This is a genomic window from Treponema ruminis, assembly GCF_014201975.1.
In the GTDB taxonomy this organism is placed as follows: domain Bacteria; phylum Spirochaetota; class Spirochaetia; order Treponematales; family Treponemataceae; genus Treponema_D; species Treponema_D ruminis.
On record NZ_JACHFQ010000004.1, the window covers coordinates 341,878 to 361,679 of the forward strand.

Sequence of the window (19,802 nt, forward strand, 5' to 3'; positions counted from 1 at the left end):
AAAAACTCATGAGAGTAGAGTACATTAATCCATTTGTAGAAACTTCATATCAGATTTTGAAAGAAGTGCTTGGTGGTGCAACCGTTACACGCGGTGATTTGTATCTCAAATCTACCGCAATGCCTGTAATGGGTGTTGCTGCCCTCGTAGGTCTTGCTGGTGATGTTGAAGGTCGTGTTCTTTTTGACATGACTTTTGAGACAGCTTTGAACATTGCTTCTGCAATGAACGGTGAGACTCTCACAAAATTTGATGAGCTTGCAAAAGCTACAATCAGTGAGCTTGCTAACCTCATCACAGCTCAGGCAGTTACAAAATTGCACGAGCTTGGATTCAAATTTGACCTTACTCCACCGGCTCTTTTTGCTGGTGAAAAGATGGAAATTGCTGCTCTTGGTGGCGGTAATACAAACAGTGTAGAGGCTCTCATCGTTCCTCTCATCACTGAGTGTGGTAAAATTGAAGTTAACGTCGCAATTCGCGAACGCGTATAATAAGGAGTGCTAAAATGAAAACAAAACAGGATTTTCCTTCAATTAACGAGCGTCCGCCAGAGGGCATGAATGCTGACGGCTCAAAAATCCGAGTGCTCGTTGTCGACGACTCAATGTTCGTTGCTAAACAGCTTGGTCAGATTCTCACAAGTGAAGGTTATGAGGTCGTAGCTACAGCTGTTGACGGTAAAGACGGCGTTGATAAATATAAAGAGTTGTGCCCGAATATCGATTTGGTAACAATGGATATTACTATGCCTCGCATGGACGGTATCACAGCTCTTGAGCAGATTGTTGCATTCGACAAAAATGCCCGCGTTGTCATGGTTTCAGCTCTTGGTAAAGAGGAATTGGTTAAAAAATCACTTCTTCTCGGTGCAAAGAACTACATCGTAAAACCTCTTGACCGCAAAAAGGTTCTTGAGCGAATTTCTGCTGCTCTCAAATAGTCTGTAAATCCGGAATACAAAATATTCTGGCTTTGATTTAGGGTTTGATAAAATCCTAAACTTGAATGGTCAGGGCTGTGCTTAAATCCTGCTTTGACCGCTCGAATTTTGTTTTTACATTTTTTCTCTCAGCGCGTAGCATTAAAACATATAGCAAGTGTTTTATTCGCTGCGCGTTTTTTTTATATTTCAAACAGTTTTTCCAGAAATTCTATAATGCTTTTTTTTTGTTTGTCTTAGCTGCCTTGCTTTATAGTATTTTTTTTTGGATTCTGATATAATCTTTGGCATGTTTCAAGTTCGTGTTAAGGCTGATTTTGCGGCGGCTCACTTTTTGCGTGATTATCACGGAAAGTGCGAGAACCTGCACGGCCACAATTACAAGGTTTATGCCCATGTTCAGGGAAAAAATCTCGACGAGGGCGGAATGCTCCTTGATTTTACGGAGCTGAAAAAGGCATTAAAGGCTGTTTGTGATAAAATTGACCACACAAATTTGAACGACATCGCTTTTTTTGAGCAGAATCCAAGTGCGGAGCGAATCGCAATGTACATCTATGAAGGAATTATCGAATTGATTCCAGGTTTAAAGAAAACAGATGGCGAGAGCGCGTATTTATACGCAATTGATGTCTTTGAGACGGATAATAATAGGGCACGATATCTGCCTGATTAAGCGGGCTAGAGATTGGAGTGGCGGCGTCAGCCGTTCTGAAACGACCGTAAGGGAGTGGAAGAATGAAGCGGTAAGCGGAACCACGCAAAGCTCGACGGCGTCAGCCGTAGCCCCATGGAGATTTTTATGAAAGAGATTTCGATTCTTGATTCTACTTTACGGGATGGTTCTCAGGGCGAGGGCATTTCTTACTCGGTACAGGATAAAATTAATATCGTTAAGGCTCTTGATGAACTTGGCGTGAGCTATATTGAGGCTGGAAATCCAGGTTCGAACCCAAAAGACATGGAATTTTTCGCTGAGGCAAAAAAACTTAAGCTTGAGCATTCCAAGATTGTCGCTTTCGGTTCAACCCGCCGCAAGGGAATTAAGTGCGCAGAGGATGCCAATTTGCAGAGCCTTCTGGCCGCTGACACTGATGTCGTCTGTATTTTTGGAAAAACCTGGGATTTTCAGGTTACGGACATCATTCATGCTACTCTCGAAGAAAACCTTGAGATGATTCGTGAGACGGTCGAGTTTCTGGTTGCCCATAAAAAGGAAGTTATTTTTGATGCCGAGCACTTCTTTACCGGCTATAACGAAAATGCCGAATATGCGATGAAATGTCTTGAGGCTGCTGCCAGTGGCGGGGCAAAGATTTTGTGTCTGTGTGAGACAAAAGGTGGCATGCTCCCGATGCAGTGCTACAACATGACAAAAGATGTGACAGCCCGATTTGGAAAAATTGCCGCGATTGGCGTACATACCCACAATGATTCTGGCTGTGCGGTCGCAAACTCTTTGCTTGCGGTTGAGGCTGGGGCGACTCACGTTCAGGGCGTTTTGCTCGGATTTGGTGAGCGCACTGGAAACGCAAATCTTTCTTCTATTATTGCTGACTTACAGCTCAAAATGGACTGCTCTTGTATTCCTGCTGAAAACATGCAGAACCTTACTCCAATCTGTAAGAGGGTTGCTGAGATTACGAACATTGCCCTTGAGGCCGGAATGCCTTATGTCGGTTCGAGTGCCTTTGCCCACAAGGCCGGAATGCACATCGATGCGGTCATTAAAAATCCTTTTGCCTACGAGCATGTCACTCCGGAGAGCGTCGGAAATGAGCGCGTCTTCCTCATGAGTGAGGTTGCCGGCAAGAGTATGATTGTCGAAAAAGTTCAGAAATTCGATAAAACCCTTACAAAATCAAGTCCGATTGTCGCTGAAATTGTCAACCGGGTTAAGGAACTGGAGCATCAGGGCTATCAGTTTGAGGGTGCGGACGCAAGCTTTGAGATTCTTGTCCGAAAAGCCATCGGAAAGTACCAGCCATTCTACAATCTTCATTATTACAAGACCAGCGGTGAGTTCCCTCGCTTTGCCGATGATCAGAGCGCATTCGCCCAGTTTAAGATTGATGTTGATGGAAAGGTCGTCGTGACTGCCGGTGACGGTGACGGTCCTGTAAATGCTCTTGACGTTGCCATGCGAAAGGCTTTGGAGCAGTTCTATCCGAATGTGGCTCAGATACACCTTACTGACTATAAAGTCCGTGTCCTTGACGGAAAGGGAGCAACGGCCAGCCGGGTTCGCGTTTTGATTGAGTCCAGCGACGGCGATGAGCACTGGGCAACGATGGGCGTTTCAAGCGACGTAATCGAAGCTTCATATATCGCGCTTGTGGATTCGTTTGAGTACAAGCTGATTAAGGACTTGGAGCGAAAATTCGGAAAATTGATGTAATAAAATCCGTGAAAATTCGGGACAGTGGGCTCTCCGCTCATTGTCCCTTTTTTTTCTTGCCGCTTGAAACTTTTTTTATTATCTTTTGTTTATATTTAAAAAGAATTTTAGAGGCCTTATTTTGAATATAGATGCACTTGCTTATGAAGCTGTTCCTGACAGGGAGCTTCCTATAGCTGTAAAACAGGATTTGCTCAGCAGTCCTGATAATTTTTATAAAATGGCGTTCGAGTTCCAGCAGATTATGATGGTTTACGAGAGCGCTATCAAGCAGATAGAGACGAAGTTAGACATTCTTAATAAAGAAAACAAGGTTTCCGGCCGGCGGAATCCAATCGAAACTGTAAAATCCCGCGTAAAATCGCCGCAGAGCATTGCGGGTAAGCTTGAAAAGCGGAATTTACCTGTTACATTTGAGTCAATGGTCGAAAATCTTCACGATATTGCGGGCGTGCGTGTAATCTGCCCGTATATTTCCGACATTTATTCCGTCCGCGATATGCTCTTAAAGCAGCCGGACATCACCCTTCTCGAAGAAAAGGACTACATCAAAAATCCGAAGGAGTCCGGCTACCGAAGCCTGCACCTGGTGATTGAGGTTCCGGTTTATCTTTCACAGGCTACTCATAATGTTAAGGTTGAGATTCAGCTGCGTACTATTGCAATGGATTTTTGGGCCTGTCTGGAGCATGAACTTCATTACAAGACGAACACGAATGTGCCTGAAAGCGTGAGAAGGGAGCTTTTCCGCGTGGCAGAGACGATTGCGATGACGGACAGGGAGATGGAAGAAATCGCGATCGAGCTTCAGAATCTGGATTAAGGATTAACGTGATAAAACAAAAAGCGGTCTTCCAGCGAGAACGCGCCACAAAACACGCGGTGAACAAGTTCAAGCGTGTTTTTGTCGCAACCTCGCTTCCGGCCGCTTTTTGGATTTATCGGCTTGATTTAATTCAGGTTCTGAAGGTCTGGGTAGGAAAAAGGGGAAAGGTCTTTCCCCTGCGTCACATAGGGAACGACGGCGTTAGCCGGCAAAACCTGTGAGACAGGTTTTGAGTGAGTCTCCGAAGAGCTGTGCTCTGAAGTCATTGTGCCGCACCCCTTTCTGCGGGCTCAGACGCCGCCCGCAACGCCTGCTGTAATTTCGTGGCTTTTCAGCAATTTCCCTTCAATCGTATAAAGTTCAATTTTCACCTTTTCTCCCTCAATTTCCAGTATGCCGCATGTCTTACCTTCTTCGCATTTGGGGAGGGAGATTGAACCGGGGTTGAAGTAGTAGAGGCCGTTTTCTTCTTCCATTAGTGTGACATGGGTGTGGCCTGAGAGGACTATTGTGCCTTTGGGGAGCCATGAGGAAAGTTCTTCGCGTGTGTAGAGGTGGCCGTGATGGATGAAAATCCGGCGGATTCCGTTTGGGGCGGGAAGGGCTAGACTTGTGTAGGCGTTCAGGCAGGGGAAGTTCAGCATCATCTGGTCTACTTCTGAGTCGCAGTTTCCGCGCACGCAGATGATTTTTTCCTTGCGTGCGTTTAAAAGCTCTGCTGTTTTTTTTGTGTCCCAGCCTTCGGGAAGGGGATTCCTGGGGCCGTGATTGAGGTAGTCACCGCAGAGGATGATTGCATCACAGTCTTTTTCAAAAGTGTCGAGGGCCGTTTGCAGGCAGAGCGCGCTTCCGTGAATGTCTGATAAAATCAAGAATTTCATATCTACTCCAAAAAAAATGCCCCTGCTGGGGCATTATGACTTTTTTACGCTACATGCGGTCCAAATATGGAACGAGAACCAGACCCATTGCTTCTTTGAGCACTCTGAGCGTTGCCTTTGCGAGTGCGAGGCGGGCTTCTTTGAGCTCTTTTGTCTCTGCGCTCATAATCGGGCACTGCTGGTAGAATTTTGAGAAGAGTTTTGCGATGTCGTAGATGTAGTTTGCCATGATTGACGAGTCTTTGGCTGTTGCGGCTCTTGCTATGGTCTCCGGGTACTCGCCAAGGCGTTTTACCAGATCCCATTCTTCGCCTGCTTTGAGAAGTTTTGCTGCGTTCTCAGGACTTGCCGGGCTTGTTCCTTCGTCTGCGGCCTTTCGCAGGATTGAAGCGATTCGTGCTCCCATGTACTGCAAATATGGGCCTGTGTTTCCGTTGAAGCTCAATGATTCTTCCGGATTGAAAACCATGTCTTTTATCGGGCTGACCTGAAGGAGATAGTAGTGGAGGGCGGCGAGTGCGACTTTTTCTGCCACCTCGTCTGCGTTTCCTACTTCTTCTTCGCGGCCTTTTTCTTTGATTGCTTTGAGTGCGTCTGCGTGGAGCGAGTCAATCAAATCGTCTGCGTCAACGACTGTGCCTTCGCGGCTCTTCATTCGGCCGTTCGGAAGGTTTACCAGGCCGTAAGCGAGGTGATAGAGCTTATTCGACCAGTCGAAGCCGAGTTTTTTGAGGATGTAGAAGAGGACTTTGAAGTGGAAGTTCTGCTCGGTTGCAACGACATAAACCAGCTCGTTGAAAGCCCAGTCGTCGTGGCGGCTGATTGCAGTTCCGATATCCTGTGTGATGTAAACTGATGTTCCGTCTTTTCTAAGCAAAACCTTTTCGTGGTCTTCGCCGTCTCTGCCTTTTCCGACAACCTCTGTTACGTCAACGCGAACGCTTCCGTCCTCTGCCTTGAAGAATACGCCTTTTTCCAATCCTTTCTGAATTTCGTCCTTTCCTTTGAGATAGGTTTCGCTTTCAAAGTAGAATTTGTCGAAGCTGACTCCCGTGCGGTCGTAAGTTTCTTTTACGCCGTTGAAAGTCCAGTCGTTCATTGTCTGCCAGAGCTTTCGGGTTTCCTCATCGCCTGCTTCCCATTTTCGAAGCATTTCTTCGGCCATTTCCTGTGCCTCAGGGTGAGCTGTCTCAGGTTTGTCCTTTTCGCCCTTCAAGTAGCGGTCGAACTCAACATAGCACTGACCTACAAAGTGGTCTCCCTTCATTCCCAGGTTTTCCGGTGTGTCGCCCTTTGCCTCGTGGAAGAGCTTGTATGCCAGCATTGACTTACAGATGTGGATTCCGCGGTTATTGATGAGGTCAACCTTGCAGACTTCGGCACCTGCTTTTTTGAGAATGCGTGAAACTGATTCACCGAGGGCATCGTTTCGCATGTGTCCCAGGTGAAGAGGCTTGTTTGTGTTTGGGGAAGAGAACTCAATCATGATTTTGCTTCCGGCCAGGTGTGGCTTTCCGTCGTTGTCGAGAGTTCCGAAAGATTCGCCTTCGCTTTCGATTTTTGAGAGGATTGATTTTACAGCTCCGGCCTTGTCCATTTTGAGGTTTACATAAGGGCCTACTGCAAGAACTTCGCCCAATTCAGCTGCCTTGCTTCCGATTTTTGCAAGAACTTCCTGTGCAATCTGAGGCGGAGCGATTCGGAGGGCTTTTGCGAACATGAACATTGGGGATCCGATGTCGCCCATTTCAGGATTTGGAGAAGGCTGAACGACGATTTTTTCTGCTGCGACAGCTTCTGCTTCGAGATTCTTTTCTTTTATGATTTCGTTAACTGCGTCTGCGATAAGTGATTTGAATTGTGATTTTGTGTCTGCCATGAGGTCTATTTTATAGAAAAAAGTGAGGGCTAGCAAGACGAATTCTCATGTCCTTATTTTCTTTCCCATGCTGATTTTTTTCTGATTTTCCTTTACAATCCCTGCCAAGGAGTTTTACTTTGCTCTCGAATCTGTTTTTTACTTTGAATGCGGTTTTGCCGATTGTACTTATAATTGCGGTCGGTTATTTTTTGAAGAGAATCCGTCTTCTTGACGAGAAATTTTTCCCTCTGCTCAACAAACTTTGCTTCCGCTGCTGTCTTCCATGTCTTTTGTTTTTCAACGTTTACAATGTGGAGAATCTTTTTGAAATCACCCAGTACGGTGCCATCAGTCTCTTTGCAATTCTTTCAACTTTGCTTTTCTTTTTTCTGTCTGTTTTTATTGTCAGGCTTACGGTTCGTGATGACAGGCAGAAGGCCGTTATGGTTCAGTGTACTTTCCGCTCAAATTATGCGATTATCGGAATTTCTCTGGCCATGTCCATTTCTTCCGGGGATGCAAGACCTGTGGTTGCGGCTTCAATCCTTTCTTCGGTCTCAATTCCGACTTTCAACGTGCTTGCGATAATTGCCCTTTCACTTTTTGTCAGCGAAAATGGCAAAAAAGTCAGTCTGCTTTCCGTTCTCAAAAAAATCGCTACAAATCCCCTGATTCTTGGCGTTTTTTCTGGTATCGTCTGCCTTTCTGTCCGCTACATCATTCCTGTGGCACCGGACGGAAGCAAATATTTTACAATCAAACAGAATCTTCCTTTTATTTACAAGACCATTTCCATGTTGGCTCAGTCCGCAAGTCCCGTCGCTCTTCTGGCTTTGGGCGGTAATTTCACTTTCAGTGCGGTTGCCCGGCTCAAATACAAAATTATTGCCGGTGTTATTGCAAGAACCGTCATCTGTCCCCTGGTCTGTCTTTCAGCGGCCTATGCACTTGGCTTCCGTTCCCTTGAATTTCCGGCCCTGATAGCCCTATTCGGCACGCCTCTTGCTGTTTCAACGGTTCCAATGACTGCCGAAATGGGAAGTGATGCGGAACTTGCCGGTCAGCTTGTTGTCTGGACTACTCTGGTCAGCGCATTTTCTCTTTTTGCAATCATCTTTACCTGCGCTCAGCTGGGCCTTCTCCCTAATTGAAACTACACTTAATTCCGTGCTAAAATACAAAAATTATGGAACATAATATGATTACATCAGCTTCGGGATGGCGAAAGGTTTTCGCAATTTCGGGCGATGAAAATGACAATACATCACAAATCAGCGAAAACGACTCTATCCTTTCCGGGATTGCAGCCGAAGTTTTTGCAGACTATATAATAGAAAAAAAAGCTTCCCCGGTCGTAATTTTGGGCCAGGACACAAGGCCAACCGGCAGGGCAATCTGTCAGGCCATGCTCAAAGTCCTCGTTGCCAAAAATATCCGCGTCAATTATCCGGGAATCATTGCGGCTCCTGAGATTATGGCTTACGGCAAGTCGGCTTCTGGTTTCATCTACATTTCGGCAAGCCACAACCCCATCGGTCACAACGGAATCAAATTTGGTCTTGATGACGGCGGAGTTTTGAACGGCACTGAAAATGCCAAACTGGTAAAGGCCCTCAATGAAAAATGTGCTTCTCCTTCAGAAATCGAGCGGATCAAGGCAATTTTGAGCGAGCACAAGTCTGCCAAAAATGCAAATTCCCCGGAAGAAGCCCGCGACCAGGCAAACGAAGTAATTGCTAGAAGTCAAAAGTCAAAGGTTGATGCAAAGTCGGCTTACATGGCTTTTTCAAAAGAAGTTATTTCTGCTACAGGCGACAAAGCCGGTCAGGAAGTGCTTTTCTCAAAAATAAAGCAGAGCATTTCCGAAAATCCGCTGGGAATCATTGCCGACATGAACGGTTCTGCCCGCACCCTTTCAATTGACAAGACTGTCTTCAAGGATGCAGGAATTTCTTATTACGGAATCAATGACGAGCCTGGGAGAATCGTACATGCGATTATCCCTGAGCCGGAAAATCTTGTCTGGGCTGCTTCCGAAATGGAGAGGCTTCAAAAAGAAGGTCATTCAGAAGTCAAGCTGGGCTATATGCCTGACTGTGACGGAGACCGCGGAAACATCGTTTTCTGGAACGAAAAGACCGGCAAGGCTGAAGTCCTCAAGGCACAGGAAGTTTTCGCCCTTTCAGTCCTCTCAGAGCTTTCTTACATGAAATATCTTGATGAGGTTTCTGGCAGCAACTATGGCAAAAATCTTGCGGTTGCGGCAAACTGTCCTACATCAATGCGCATTGACGAAGTTACTAAGGCTTTCGGAGCAAGTCTTTTCCGTGCGGAAGTAGGCGAGGCAAACGTCGTAAATCTGGCCCGCAAAAAGCGGGATGAAGGATTCACGGTTCGCATTCTTGGCGAAGGAAGCAACGGCGGCAACATCACTCATCCGGCAGCTGTCCGTGACCCGCTCAACACAATCTTTGCCCTGGTCAAGCTTCTGGTTCTTCGTGATTCAGAAGAGGGCGGCAAAAAAATCAAGGGTCTCTTCCACATCTGGTGTGATTCTCAGAATCTCCCATATAACAACGATTTCACTCTTCTTGATGTGATTGAAACCCTTCCTGTTTACACGACAACCGGCGTTGCAGAAGAGAGGGCAATCCTCAAAATCAAAACGACTGACCATTCAGTCTTAAAGGCAAATTTCCAGAAGATTTTTGAAGAGGAATGGAATTGCAAAAAATCTCAACTTTCTTCAAAATATGGAATTGAAGCTTACGAAGCAATCGGTACAAACGGCACCGAAGAAAACCGTAAGCTTACTGACTATTCAAAAAACGGCAAAGGCGGCTTAAAAATCCTCTTTACCGGCAAAGATAAATTACCTCTCGCCTACATTTGGATGAGGGGCAGTGGCACCGAGCCTGTATTCCGGGTTCTGTGTGATGTAAAAGGCAACAATTCGGCTGAGGAACATGAACTTCTCGATTGGGAGCGAAGCATGATTCTAAAGGCAGATAATTTATAGGAGAAAATCATGGAAAAAGCAGAAATTCTTGAACGTGCTAAAAAGTACATTGCAGAAGAAAAAGACGAGCGATTCAGAAAAGAAGTAGAAGAGCTTGTCGCTAAGGCTGATGACAAAGATGCTCTTGCTGAGCTCGAAGACCGATTCTATCAGACACTTGAATTCGGTACAGGTGGTCTTCGTGGTGTAATGGGCGGCGGAACAAACCGCATGAACACTCTCGAAATCAACCTCGCAACTCAGGGCCTTGCAAACTACGTTCTTAAAGCTTTCCCTGAGAAGGCAAAAGACGGCACTTTGAGCGCAGTTGTAGCATATGACTCACGCAAAAACTCAGACATATTCGCTGAGGCAACAGCCCTCATTCTCGCTGCAAACGGAATCAAAGCTTACCTCTTCACAGGTCTCCGACCAACTCCAGAGCTTTCTTTCGCAATCCGCACTCTCAAAGCTCAGACTGGTGTTGTAGTAACAGCTTCTCACAACCCGCCACAGTACAACGGCTACAAGGCTTACTGGGACAACGGTGCTCAGGTTATCGAGCCTCATGACGTCGGCATCATCAATGAAGTAAATGCCGTAAAAGAAGTAAAGACAATCTCTAAAGAAGATGCAATCAAATCAGGCAAGCTCGTCCTCATCGACAAAGAAATCGACGAGAAATTCTGGGCTATGTGTAAGGCTCAGCTCTTCCGCCCGGAGCTTATCAAAGAAAAGGCTTCTTCTGTTAAAATCGTTTACACACCTCTCCACGGAACAGGTGCAATGCACGTTGAAAAGGTTCTCGGTGAGCTCGGGCTCAAAGTTATCACAGTTCCAGAGCAGCGTGATCCAAACGGCGCATTCCCAACAGTTGAAAAACCAAACCCAGAGGAAGCTCCTGCACTCAAAATGGCAGTCGCTCTTGGCGAAAAAGAAAAGGCTGACTGTGTAATGGCAACTGACCCGGATGCAGACCGCTTCGGTACAGCATTCCCAGGCAAAGACGGAAAATTCGTTCTCGTTTCTGGAAACCAGATGGGCGCCCTTCTCTGTGAGTACGTTCTTCTTTCACGCAAAGAATTGGGAAAATTGCCTGCAAACGGTGCCGCTATCCGCTCAATCGTTACATCTCCATTCTGTGACTACATCTGTAAAAAATACGGCGTAAAAATGCACGAATGCTTGACCGGCTTCAAATGGATTGCCGCTGTCGAGGACGAATTTGAGAAAGACGGAAGCGAGACTTACGTTTACGGTCTTGAAGAGAGCTACGGCTACAAAGTTGAAAAAGAAGTTATGGACAAAGACGGTGTTTCTGCCGCTGCAATGTGTGCTGAAATGACTTTGTACTGGGCTTCAAAAGGCAAGTCAATCCTTGAGCACCTGGACGATATGTTCTGCGAATACGGTTACTTCGAGGACCGCGCTATTTCTCAGTACTTTCCGGGAAGTGCCGGAAAAGAAGTTATGGCTGGCATCATGACAAAACTCCGCACAGAGGGCCTCAAAACTTTGGGCGGCAAGAAAGTTCTTGAAATCAAAGACATCGGAAATTCAGTTTCTTACAATCCTGAAAATCCTTCTGCAAAAACTGCAATCAAGCTTCCGAAGTCAAACGTTCTCCAGTTCCTGCTTGAAGGCGGCACAATCGTTTCTGCACGTCCTTCTGGAACAGAGCCAAAAATCAAGTTCTACATCAACGCCCGCACAGACGTTTCTGCAGGTCTTGACAAGGCAAAGGCTGAGAGCGCAGCTGTATGCAACGCAATCGAAGCTGACATCAAATCAGTTCTTGAAAACGCATAATCAAATTGCTTCTATTAGACTAGCTGGATAAGCAAAAAAAATGGGTTCCCGTCGGGAACGCGTCATCAAACACCGCAGTGAGCAAGCTCATAGTGAGCGGCCCTGCATTGCAGGGCAAAAACTCACGAGGTGAGTTTTTAGCGAGTCTCCCGAAGAGCTGTGCTCGTAGGGGCGAGTTCGTGCCGCAACCCCGACTCCACCCATTTTTTTAGTTTTATCTGATGTTTTAAAGAAACTGAGATTACGCGTTCTCAACTTTCAACTTTCAACTTCCAATTTATATGAAATCACACTTACATTTACTTAATGATTACCGGCGGATGAACCGGCTTTTGAATAGCGGGGCGGTTTTTTGCGCGCTTGATACAGAAACTACCGGACTTAAGCCTGCTGAAGACAGAATTATTGAGATTGGAGCCGTTAAATTTGATAAGTCTGGCGTGCTCGGAACTTTTTCCGCTCTTGTTAATCCCCGGATTTTAATTCCGCATTTTTGTCAGGAACTTACTGGAATCACGAACAAAATGGTCTATGGCCAGAAGGAATTTCATGAGCTTGCGGGCGATTTTCTTTCTTTTTTGGGCGAGGACTCAATTATCGTGGCTCATAATGCTCAGTTTGATTTGCGGTTCGTGAATGCAGAGCTGGAACGAATGAATCATGCCCCCCTTTTGAACAAAGCAATTGATACCCTGAGATTTTCACGCTGGGCTTTCCCGGAAAATGGGCACTGGACTTTGCAGCATCTTGCATCTCAGTTTGGAATTGAAGTGAAGTCCGCTCACCGGGCTACGGATGATGCCCGCGTATGCATGGAAGTGTTTTTTAAGTGCATCGAGGGCAGCCTGGACAGGCAGAAGAGCATTTAGCTATTTCTTTGCCCTGGCTTTATTTAGGATTTCGCGGTAGAGGTCGTAATCAACCATGGAACCTTCTTTGATGACTTGTGAACAGGCTTCTTGCCATGGGGTAATATCGCTTACGTTTGTGAGGGTTACGCCTTCTTTGAGCAGGGCATCTTCTACACGCTTTTCTTCGGTTTGTGAGAGTTTACGGCAGAATTCTGATGCATATTTTCCTGCCTCAATTAAAATCTTCTGCTGATTTTCTGAAAGTGAATCCCAGCATTCCTGTGTGATGATTGTTTCCATGACGCCGAGGGTGTGTCCGTCAAGAATCATGTAGGGGGCTACGGCATAAAAATGATTTGCCAGATAATTTGCGATTGGTTGCTCGGCCGCATCGATTACGCCTGTTTGAAGTGCCGGAAGCAAGTCGGCGTAGTTTACAGGAACAGAAGTTGCGCCCAATCCCTCTAACATTCCCTGCATTGCTTTGTCATTTGTGCCACGTACTTTAAGATTTTTGAAATCTTCCACCCCAGAAATCTTTTTGGTTGAGAAAAAATGCCTGAACCCCTCTTCGCCAAAGAAAAGACCTTTGAGACCAAGACCAATTTCAAGTGGTTCATCGAGAATTTTTTGAGCTGAATCGGAATTTACGAAACGCCAGAAATGCTCCTTGCTTGAAAATGTGAACGGAACTGAAAGAAGAGAAGATTTTTTGCAGCCGTACATTGCCATGTTAACGGCGGACATTCGATGGATATGAATTGTAGAATTAGGCTTGAGCATGAGTGCCATGACTGAATCAACGTCGCCCAGAATGCCTGAGCAGTGCAGGTCAATTTTGATTTTGCCTCCAGAAAGTTCCTCAACTTTTTCTTTGAAAGCCTGGTCTGTTTGGCCTGCGATTGTCCCGGCCGGGTTGACTTCGGCCATAACGAGGGTAACTTCTTTTTCATTTGCGGAATCCGCAGTTTTTTTATTGCATGAAAGGGCTGAGAAAATTAATGTGGTCGTTAAAAGACAAAAGCCGATTTTTTTAAGCATGGGCTCTCCTATTCCTTCTTATAAAAAAGAAAATTATCAACCTTTATATTATGACCTCATTTTCCTTATTTTTCAATCCTGTTTTAATTATTTTTCTTTAAAAATAGGGGAGAAATTCGGCTTAGCACCTTGATTCAGATTGATACTTTTGCTAATATATTCTTCACTGTTTAGGTACCCTCTAAATAGTGACTTTGAAAAATCAAGCAACTTATTCTTCGCGGCTAACTTAGAATCTGCCTTGATTAAAAAATTTTTAGGAGCATTAAAATGGCTACACGACGCAATCCTCGTTTTAAGGAATGTCGACGACTTGGTGTTAACGTTTGCGGACACCCAAAGGCAATGGACAGGGCTGGTGCACCAGCATTCAAGAAGACAAAGAAATCTTCTGACTACGCTTTGCACTTGATCGAAAAACAGAAAGTAAAGGCTTACTACAACATCCTCGAAAAACAGCTTCGCCGATATTTCGAAAAAGCTGCTAAATCAAAGGAAATGACAGGTGTTGCTCTCTTGGTTTCTCTCGAGACTCGCCTCGACAACCTCGTTTACCGCTTGGGATTCGCTTCTTCAATCCGCATGGCTCGCCAGATGGTAAGCCACAAACACATTGAAGTTGACGGAAAAGTAATCAACATCCCTTCTTACGCAGTAAAAGTAGGCTCAACAATTTCTTTGGTTGAGAAAATGCGCAAGAGCGAGCAGTTCAAGGCTACATACCTTGCAAACAACAAGGCTAAACTTGACTACCTCGAGCGTGACGACGACAACTTCTCAGGTAAGTTGGCTCGCCTCCCACTCCGCTCAGAAATCCCAGTTCAGATCAACGACCAGATGGTTGTCGAATACTACAGCAAATAGTAGTTTCTGAATGGTACGAAGCCGCTCCAATCGGGGCGGTTTTTTGTTTTTAAAGCACAGTTTCCACGGATTTACACAGAATTTTTTCTTGCCGATTTCACTTTTTTTCCTTATTTTGAAATTGATAGTTAAAAATGGAGGTAATGTTTTATGAATTACGAGCAGTTTACCTTAAAGACACAGGACGCTTTGCAGGCGGCTTCGGCCCTTGCCCAGCAGAATGACCATTCAGAAATCGGCCTTCCTCATCTTCTTGTCGCCATGCTGGAGCAAAAAGATGGAATCACTTCCCCGATTGTAGAAAGAATCGGAGTTCAGAAAGAAAACCTTCTTGAAGCGGCAAAAAATCTGCTGAATACATATCCTCGCGTCACAGGCAATGTCCAGATGCAGCTTTCAGGCGAGGCTCAGAAAGTTCTTGCAAAGGCTGAAAAGGAAATGTCTGCCTTAAAAGACCAGTTCCTTTCGGTTGAGCATATCCTTCTTGCAATGGCTCAGAGCGACGGCAGGACAGGCCAGCTTCTTAATCAGTACGGAGTTACACGCCAGACAATTCTTGAGGCTTTAAAATCAGTCCGGGGAAATCAGAAAGTTGACTCAAACGACCCTGAAAGCAAAATGCAGGCCCTTGAAAAATACTGCACCGATTTGACAGCCCGCGCCCGCCAGGACAAAATTGACCCTGTAATCGGCCGTGACGAAGAAATCCGCCGGGTAATGCAGGTTCTTGTGCGACGAACAAAGAACAATCCGGTTTTGATTGGTGAGCCTGGTGTCGGTAAGACGGCAATCGTCGAAGGACTTGCCCGCCGAATCGCCCAGGGAGACGTTCCTGAATCCCTCAAAAACAAGCGTCTTCTTTCACTTGATATGGGAAGCCTTGTCGCCGGAGCAAAATTCCGGGGTGAGTTTGAGGAAAGACTTAAGGCTGTAATCACAGAAGTTACAAAATCAGAAGGACAGATAATTCTCTTTATCGATGAACTTCACACGATTGTGGGAGCCGGAGCAAGTGAGGGCAGCATGGATGCAAGCAATCTGCTCAAGCCGGCCCTTGCCCGTGGTGAACTCAAGGCAATCGGAGCTACAACCTTAAACGAATACAGAAAATACATCGAAAAAGATGCCGCACTGGAACGTCGTTTCCAGCAGGTCTATTGTGCAGAGCCTAACGTCGAGGACACGATTGCGATTTTGCGTGGCCTGCGTGACAAATACGAGATTCATCACGGAGTTAAAATCAATGACGAAGCCCTGGTCGCAGCCGCAACGCTGAGCAACCGCTACATCACTAACAGATTTTTGCCGGATAAGGCGATTGACCTTGTTGACGAAGCCGCAAGCCGATTAAAGATGGAAATTGAGAGCGAGCCGACTGAGCTTGACCAGCTTGAAAGAAAAATCCTCCAGCTTCAGATTGAAAAGCAGTCTCTTTCCAAGGAAGACGATGCCGCATCCAAAGAGCGCTTGCAGAAACTTGAAAAGGAACTTGCCGAAGTGACAGCCAGCCGCGATTCAATGAGGTTACAGTGGCAGAACGAAAAGGCAGAAATCAACCGGAGCCGCGAGCTTAAGGAGCAGCTTGAAGCCGCCCGCTTTGAGGAAGAAAAATACACCCGAGAGGGAGACTTCAACAAGGCCGCCGAGCTTAAATACGGAAAAATCCCGGCTCTTGAAAAGGAACTTGCAGAGGCTCAGAAAGCAGACGAGGCCCGCCATTCAAAAGAAGACAACGGCGTTTCGGATTCACTTTTGAGGCAGGAAGTCACTGAAGAAGACATTGCCCGCGTTGTAAGCACATGGACTGGAATTCCGATTGCAAAAATGCTCACGAGCGAAAAGCAGAAATACGTCCAGCTTGAATCAGTCCTTCATAAGAGGGTAATCGGTCAGGACGAAGCCGTTTCTGTCGTAAGCGATGCAATCAGGCGAAACCGGGCTGGCCTCAACGACCCCAACAGACCACTGGGAAGCTTTATGTTCATCGGACCTACAGGCGTTGGAAAGACTGAGCTTGCAAAAACTCTTGCCGACTTCCTCTTTAACGACGAAAAGGCCCTCACCCGAATCGATATGTCTGAATACATGGAAAAATTCAGCGTGACCCGCCTGATTGGAGCTCCACCGGGATATGTGGGCTATGACGAGGGCGGTCAGCTTACAGAAGCAGTTCGCCGAAGGCCTTACAGCGTAATCCTCTTTGATGAAGTCGAAAAGGCTCACCCGGATGTATTCAACGTGCTCCTGCAGGTGCTTGATGACGGCCGACTGACTGACGGACAGGGCAGGGTGGTTGACTTCAAGAACACAATCATCATCATGACCAGCAACCTTGCAAGCGATTTGATTCTTGATGCTGACTCTGCTGAAAAGATGGCAGCCCTTCGTCCGGCGGTAGATTCTCTTTTGAAAAAGACTTTCCGTCCTGAGTTCTTGAACCGAATCGACGAAATCGTAATGTTCGCTCGTCTTTCAAAAGACTGCATCGGCGGAATCGTTAAGAATCAGCTGGAGCGAGTAAAAGCCCGCCTGGCTGACCGAAGAATCAGCCTTGAATTTGACCAGAGCGCAATCGACTTTTTGAGCGAGGCAGGCTATGACCCGGCATTCGGTGCCCGACCGGTTAAGCGTGCCGTTCAGACTTACGTTGAAAATCCTCTGGCGAAGGAAATACTGGCCGGAAAATTCGGCGAGGACTCAAAAATCTTGGTAAAAGCTGAATCAGGACTGTTAAAATTTTCTTAATTAAACATTAAAATTTCCTTGACATGAGAGCCTCTTGTTCTTAAAATAGATTTAAGATATTTAGGTTTTCATAGGAGGAAATTATGAAAAGATTTTTAGCTGCTCTTATTGGAACTCTTACATTGATGCTCGCTGTCAGCTGTACAACATTTCATCCTGTCGCCATTAATGGTGACATCGGTTCCAAGAGAGGCGAAAGCACCGGCCATATTATCTGCGGTCTGATTTTCATTGGACAGGGCGATATTTTGGACGCTGCTAAGAACGGTGGAATCACACACGTCTCTACTGTAGATATCCGTACAACAAACATTATGGGCGGTATTTACATTAGAAACACAACAATCGTTTCCGGAGAGTAAGTCCATCCGGGAATTTCCAAAAGGCCGAAAAGGGAAACCTGAGTAGGCTTTTTTATTTAAACTTTTTTGAATTTTTCAGAACCTATGAGAAAGTTTTTTGTTTTATTTGCTTCACTTCTCCTTATGATTTCGCTTCTTTCCTGTAAATCAGGGAAAAAGCCGGATATTTCTGGAACATGGGAAGCAGACATTATGCTCAAATCAGATCTTGCCGAACCATCAACCACCGGCGATATTGTCAAGGCATTTTTGTATACAAAACAGAATATTGTCCTCACTTTTTCAGAGCGCGGCCGTTTCAGCAAAAAGGTCCTGCAGGAAGTTGACCGGGTTGAGTTCATCAGCTCTTCCGAAGATGTCGAGGCCGCCAAGGAATATTTTTCCAGATACTGCAACAAGGATCTTGTTTTTAGCGGTGAATATGAGCAGAAAAGTTCCATCATAGTTTTTGAAGTTTCAAAAGTTCAGAGCACCGGAGAAGAAGTCGTCAGCTACGATGAATATTTTGCGAAAGATCCGTCGATTGGCGCTGATAACTACTGCGAAAATTACGAAATGAAGGATGGCGACCTTATTTTGAACGGCGTAAAATTTAAAAAAATCGAAAGAAAGGAATAAGATTGCCGTGACCTTCGGGCTTGACCCGATAATCTTTTTTCTATATTTTCTAATCACAAATGAAAAAATTCTTCCTGGCTTTTTTTATTTTTGCCGGTTTTTCTTCGCTTTCCTTTGCCCGGGTGGGGCTTGGCGGAGCATTTTCTTACAGCCTTTCCGCTGATTCTCACGAAATGGTCTCTTTTTCTGCAAGAAGTGACGAGTCTCCCTGGTGCCTTTTTTTTAATTCCCAGCTCAAAGAAAACACAATCACGCTTTTTCTGGACGACTGGTTTATAAATGAAAGACTTGCCCGGCATCTGGATTATTTTGTCCTCTGGGGAATGAGTTACGGGGCCACTTTTGAAGCCGACAAGACTGTTTTTGCGATGGGCTGCCGTTTTGGTGCCGGATTTGACATGTTTTTCTTTAACAGGCGGCTTGAATTTTTTGGTCAGGCTGTCTGGAATCCATATTTCGGGGCTTCAAAGGAAGATGGCTCCTGTTCGCTCCTTTTCAGACCGGTGAATTTCCCATGCACGGCTGGTCTCAGGCTTTGGTTTTAATCAGAATTTGTATTATTGAAAAAAAACTCCATTGATTGTAAAATAATAGAATATGTTCGATGTAAAGGATTCTGATTTTTTTGATGTAGAAGAAGAGGATTTTGACACAATCCTTGCTTCCGATATAAATTTTCGCGGCACAATTCGATTTACCAAGCCTTTTATGATTCGCGGTACTGTCACAGGTGCAATTGATGCCACAAGTGATTTGGTTGTTGACACAAATGCCGTGGTAACAGCCGGAATCAATGCTTCACGAGTGCTTGTCCGAGGCAAGGTCGAGGGCGACATTACTGCAAAAGACCTTGTTTTTGTTACAGCCACTGGTTCTGTCAGCGGCGATATTATCTCAAAAGAAGTCGTGCTTGAGCCTGGCGCTCATTTCAGCGGAAAGTGCACGATGACAGGAGAGTAATTTTATGAAAAAGTTCATCTTTCTTTTAGCATTTGTTTTTTCTTTTGCGGCTATTTCTGCCCAGTCAAAGCCAGATGCCCTTGTCTTGTACCGCAACGGCAATTATCCGGAGTCAATCAAAATCTGTGAGCAGGAAATCTTAATCAATCCCCGCAATATCGATTCTTATTGTGTCCTCTGCTGGTCTCTGGTTCGAAACCGCCAGTATGCCGAAGCTGAAGTCCGTGCCACCGAAGCCCGCAAAATCGCTCCGGGTGACGTCCGACTCATGGAAGTTTTGGGTGAGGCCAAGTACTATCAGGGCAAAAACGGCGAGGCTCTTGAAATGTTCCGCACATACATTGCGAGCGCTCCTTCAAATGCAGCCCGAATCGGAAATGCTTACTATTATATGGGTGAAATTTACATCCGTCAGGGCAAATATCAGCATGCCGACATTTCAATGACAACCGCAGTTTACACAGAGCCGCTTGTTGATTTGTGGTGGACCCGCTGCGGATATGCGCGTGAAATGGCAGGAAGCTATGCCTCAGCCCTCGACGCATATTCAAAGGCAATCGAACTCAACGCTTCACAGGCTGACGCTGCTCGTGGCAAAGAGCGTGTAGCTGCCCGCCTGCGCTAAGATGTCATTATCGGGGCAGT

The 19,802-nt window shown here is 45.8% G+C and carries 20 protein-coding genes; 16 read left to right on the plus strand and 4 right to left on the minus strand.

What is annotated here, in order from left to right; genetic code table 11:
* Positions 1-8 precede the first annotated feature (8 nt).
* The 5 genes from HNP76_RS07625 (at position 9) to HNP76_RS07645 (ending at position 4,164) form a co-directional block, all read left to right on the plus strand.
* On the plus strand, positions 9-494 hold the full coding sequence (locus HNP76_RS07625; protein WP_184659142.1) for a chemotaxis protein CheX: 486 nt from the start codon (positions 9-11) through the stop codon (positions 492-494).
* A 14-nt stretch (positions 495-508) separates the two neighbouring features.
* Entirely contained in the window at positions 509-943 is a 435-nt protein-coding gene (locus HNP76_RS07630; RefSeq protein WP_184659144.1) for a response regulator, read from the plus strand.
* 289 nt (positions 944-1,232) lie between these two features.
* Positions 1,233-1,619: a 6-carboxytetrahydropterin synthase QueD gene (gene queD / locus HNP76_RS07635; protein WP_184659146.1), complete on the plus strand. Its 387-nt coding sequence runs from the start codon at positions 1,233-1,235 to the stop codon at positions 1,617-1,619.
* Between the two features lie 126 nt (positions 1,620-1,745).
* Entirely contained in the window at positions 1,746-3,341 is a 1,596-nt protein-coding gene (cimA, locus tag HNP76_RS07640; RefSeq protein WP_184659148.1) for a citramalate synthase, read from the plus strand.
* Between the two features lie 121 nt (positions 3,342-3,462).
* Positions 3,463-4,164 carry a GTP pyrophosphokinase gene (locus HNP76_RS07645; protein ID WP_246462629.1) on the plus strand — a complete coding sequence of 234 codons (702 nt, stop codon included), beginning with the start codon at positions 3,463-3,465 and terminating at the stop codon, positions 4,162-4,164.
* Positions 4,165-4,292: 128 nt separating this feature from the next.
* On the opposite strand, the gene HNP76_RS07650 is transcribed toward HNP76_RS07645, so the two are convergent.
* The 3 genes from HNP76_RS07650 to argS are packed head-to-tail and all read right to left on the minus strand — an operon-like array spanning position 4,293 to position 6,927.
* The gene (locus tag HNP76_RS07650) at positions 4,293-4,433 is read right to left on the minus strand and encodes a hypothetical protein (RefSeq protein WP_184659150.1); all 141 of its coding nucleotides are present in this window, start codon (positions 4,431-4,433) and stop codon (positions 4,293-4,295) included.
* A 24-nt stretch (positions 4,434-4,457) separates the two neighbouring features.
* Positions 4,458-5,048 carry a phosphodiesterase gene (gene yfcE, locus HNP76_RS07655; RefSeq protein ID WP_184659152.1) on the minus strand — a complete coding sequence of 197 codons (591 nt, stop codon included), beginning with the start codon at positions 5,046-5,048 and terminating at the stop codon, positions 4,458-4,460.
* A 49-nt stretch (positions 5,049-5,097) separates the two neighbouring features.
* Complete coding sequence (gene argS / locus HNP76_RS07660) at positions 5,098-6,927, minus strand: arginine--tRNA ligase (protein ID WP_184659154.1); 1,830 nt, start codon at positions 6,925-6,927, stop codon at positions 5,098-5,100.
* Between the two features lie 119 nt (positions 6,928-7,046).
* On the opposite strand from argS, the gene HNP76_RS07665 reads away from it, so the two are divergent.
* From HNP76_RS07665 to HNP76_RS07680, 4 genes are all read left to right on the plus strand, one after another.
* The gene (locus tag HNP76_RS07665) at positions 7,047-8,060 is read left to right on the plus strand and encodes an AEC family transporter (RefSeq protein ID WP_184659156.1); all 1,014 of its coding nucleotides are present in this window, start codon (positions 7,047-7,049) and stop codon (positions 8,058-8,060) included.
* Between the two features lie 35 nt (positions 8,061-8,095).
* Positions 8,096-9,928, plus strand: a complete 1,833-nt coding sequence (locus HNP76_RS07670; protein WP_246462628.1) for a phosphoglucomutase — start codon at positions 8,096-8,098, stop codon at positions 9,926-9,928.
* Positions 9,929-9,937: 9 nt separating this feature from the next.
* On the plus strand, positions 9,938-11,716 hold the full coding sequence (locus tag HNP76_RS07675) for a phospho-sugar mutase (protein ID WP_184659158.1): 1,779 nt from the start codon (positions 9,938-9,940) through the stop codon (positions 11,714-11,716).
* Positions 11,717-11,997: 281 nt separating this feature from the next.
* On the plus strand, positions 11,998-12,585 hold the full coding sequence (locus HNP76_RS07680) for a 3'-5' exonuclease (protein WP_184659160.1): 588 nt from the start codon (positions 11,998-12,000) through the stop codon (positions 12,583-12,585).
* On the opposite strand, the gene HNP76_RS07685 is transcribed toward HNP76_RS07680, so the two are convergent.
* Complete coding sequence (locus HNP76_RS07685) at positions 12,586-13,608, minus strand: TRAP transporter substrate-binding protein (protein WP_184659162.1); 1,023 nt, start codon at positions 13,606-13,608, stop codon at positions 12,586-12,588. It abuts the gene before it with no gap.
* Positions 13,609-13,878: 270 nt separating this feature from the next.
* Between HNP76_RS07685 and rpsD the strand changes: the two genes are divergently transcribed.
* From rpsD to HNP76_RS07720, 7 genes are all read left to right on the plus strand, one after another.
* Complete coding sequence (gene rpsD / locus HNP76_RS07690) at positions 13,879-14,472, plus strand: 30S ribosomal protein S4 (RefSeq protein WP_184659164.1); 594 nt, start codon at positions 13,879-13,881, stop codon at positions 14,470-14,472.
* A gap of 150 nt (positions 14,473-14,622) precedes the next feature.
* On the plus strand, positions 14,623-17,217 hold the full coding sequence (gene clpB, locus HNP76_RS07695) for an ATP-dependent chaperone ClpB (protein ID WP_184659166.1): 2,595 nt from the start codon (positions 14,623-14,625) through the stop codon (positions 17,215-17,217).
* Positions 17,218-17,300: 83 nt separating this feature from the next.
* Entirely contained in the window at positions 17,301-17,579 is a 279-nt protein-coding gene (locus HNP76_RS07700) for a TRL domain-containing protein (protein WP_184659168.1), read from the plus strand.
* A gap of 84 nt (positions 17,580-17,663) precedes the next feature.
* A complete protein-coding gene (locus HNP76_RS07705; RefSeq protein WP_184659170.1) occupies positions 17,664-18,197 on the plus strand; it encodes a hypothetical protein in 534 nt (177 codons plus the stop codon).
* A gap of 59 nt (positions 18,198-18,256) precedes the next feature.
* Positions 18,257-18,742 carry a hypothetical protein gene (locus tag HNP76_RS07710; RefSeq protein ID WP_184659172.1) on the plus strand — a complete coding sequence of 162 codons (486 nt, stop codon included), beginning with the start codon at positions 18,257-18,259 and terminating at the stop codon, positions 18,740-18,742.
* A gap of 52 nt (positions 18,743-18,794) precedes the next feature.
* On the plus strand, positions 18,795-19,157 hold the full coding sequence (locus HNP76_RS07715) for a bactofilin family protein (RefSeq protein ID WP_184659174.1): 363 nt from the start codon (positions 18,795-18,797) through the stop codon (positions 19,155-19,157).
* Positions 19,158-19,161: 4 nt separating this feature from the next.
* The gene (locus tag HNP76_RS07720; RefSeq protein WP_184659176.1) at positions 19,162-19,782 is read left to right on the plus strand and encodes a tetratricopeptide repeat protein; all 621 of its coding nucleotides are present in this window, start codon (positions 19,162-19,164) and stop codon (positions 19,780-19,782) included.
* The last annotated feature ends 20 nt before the right edge of the window (positions 19,783-19,802 follow it).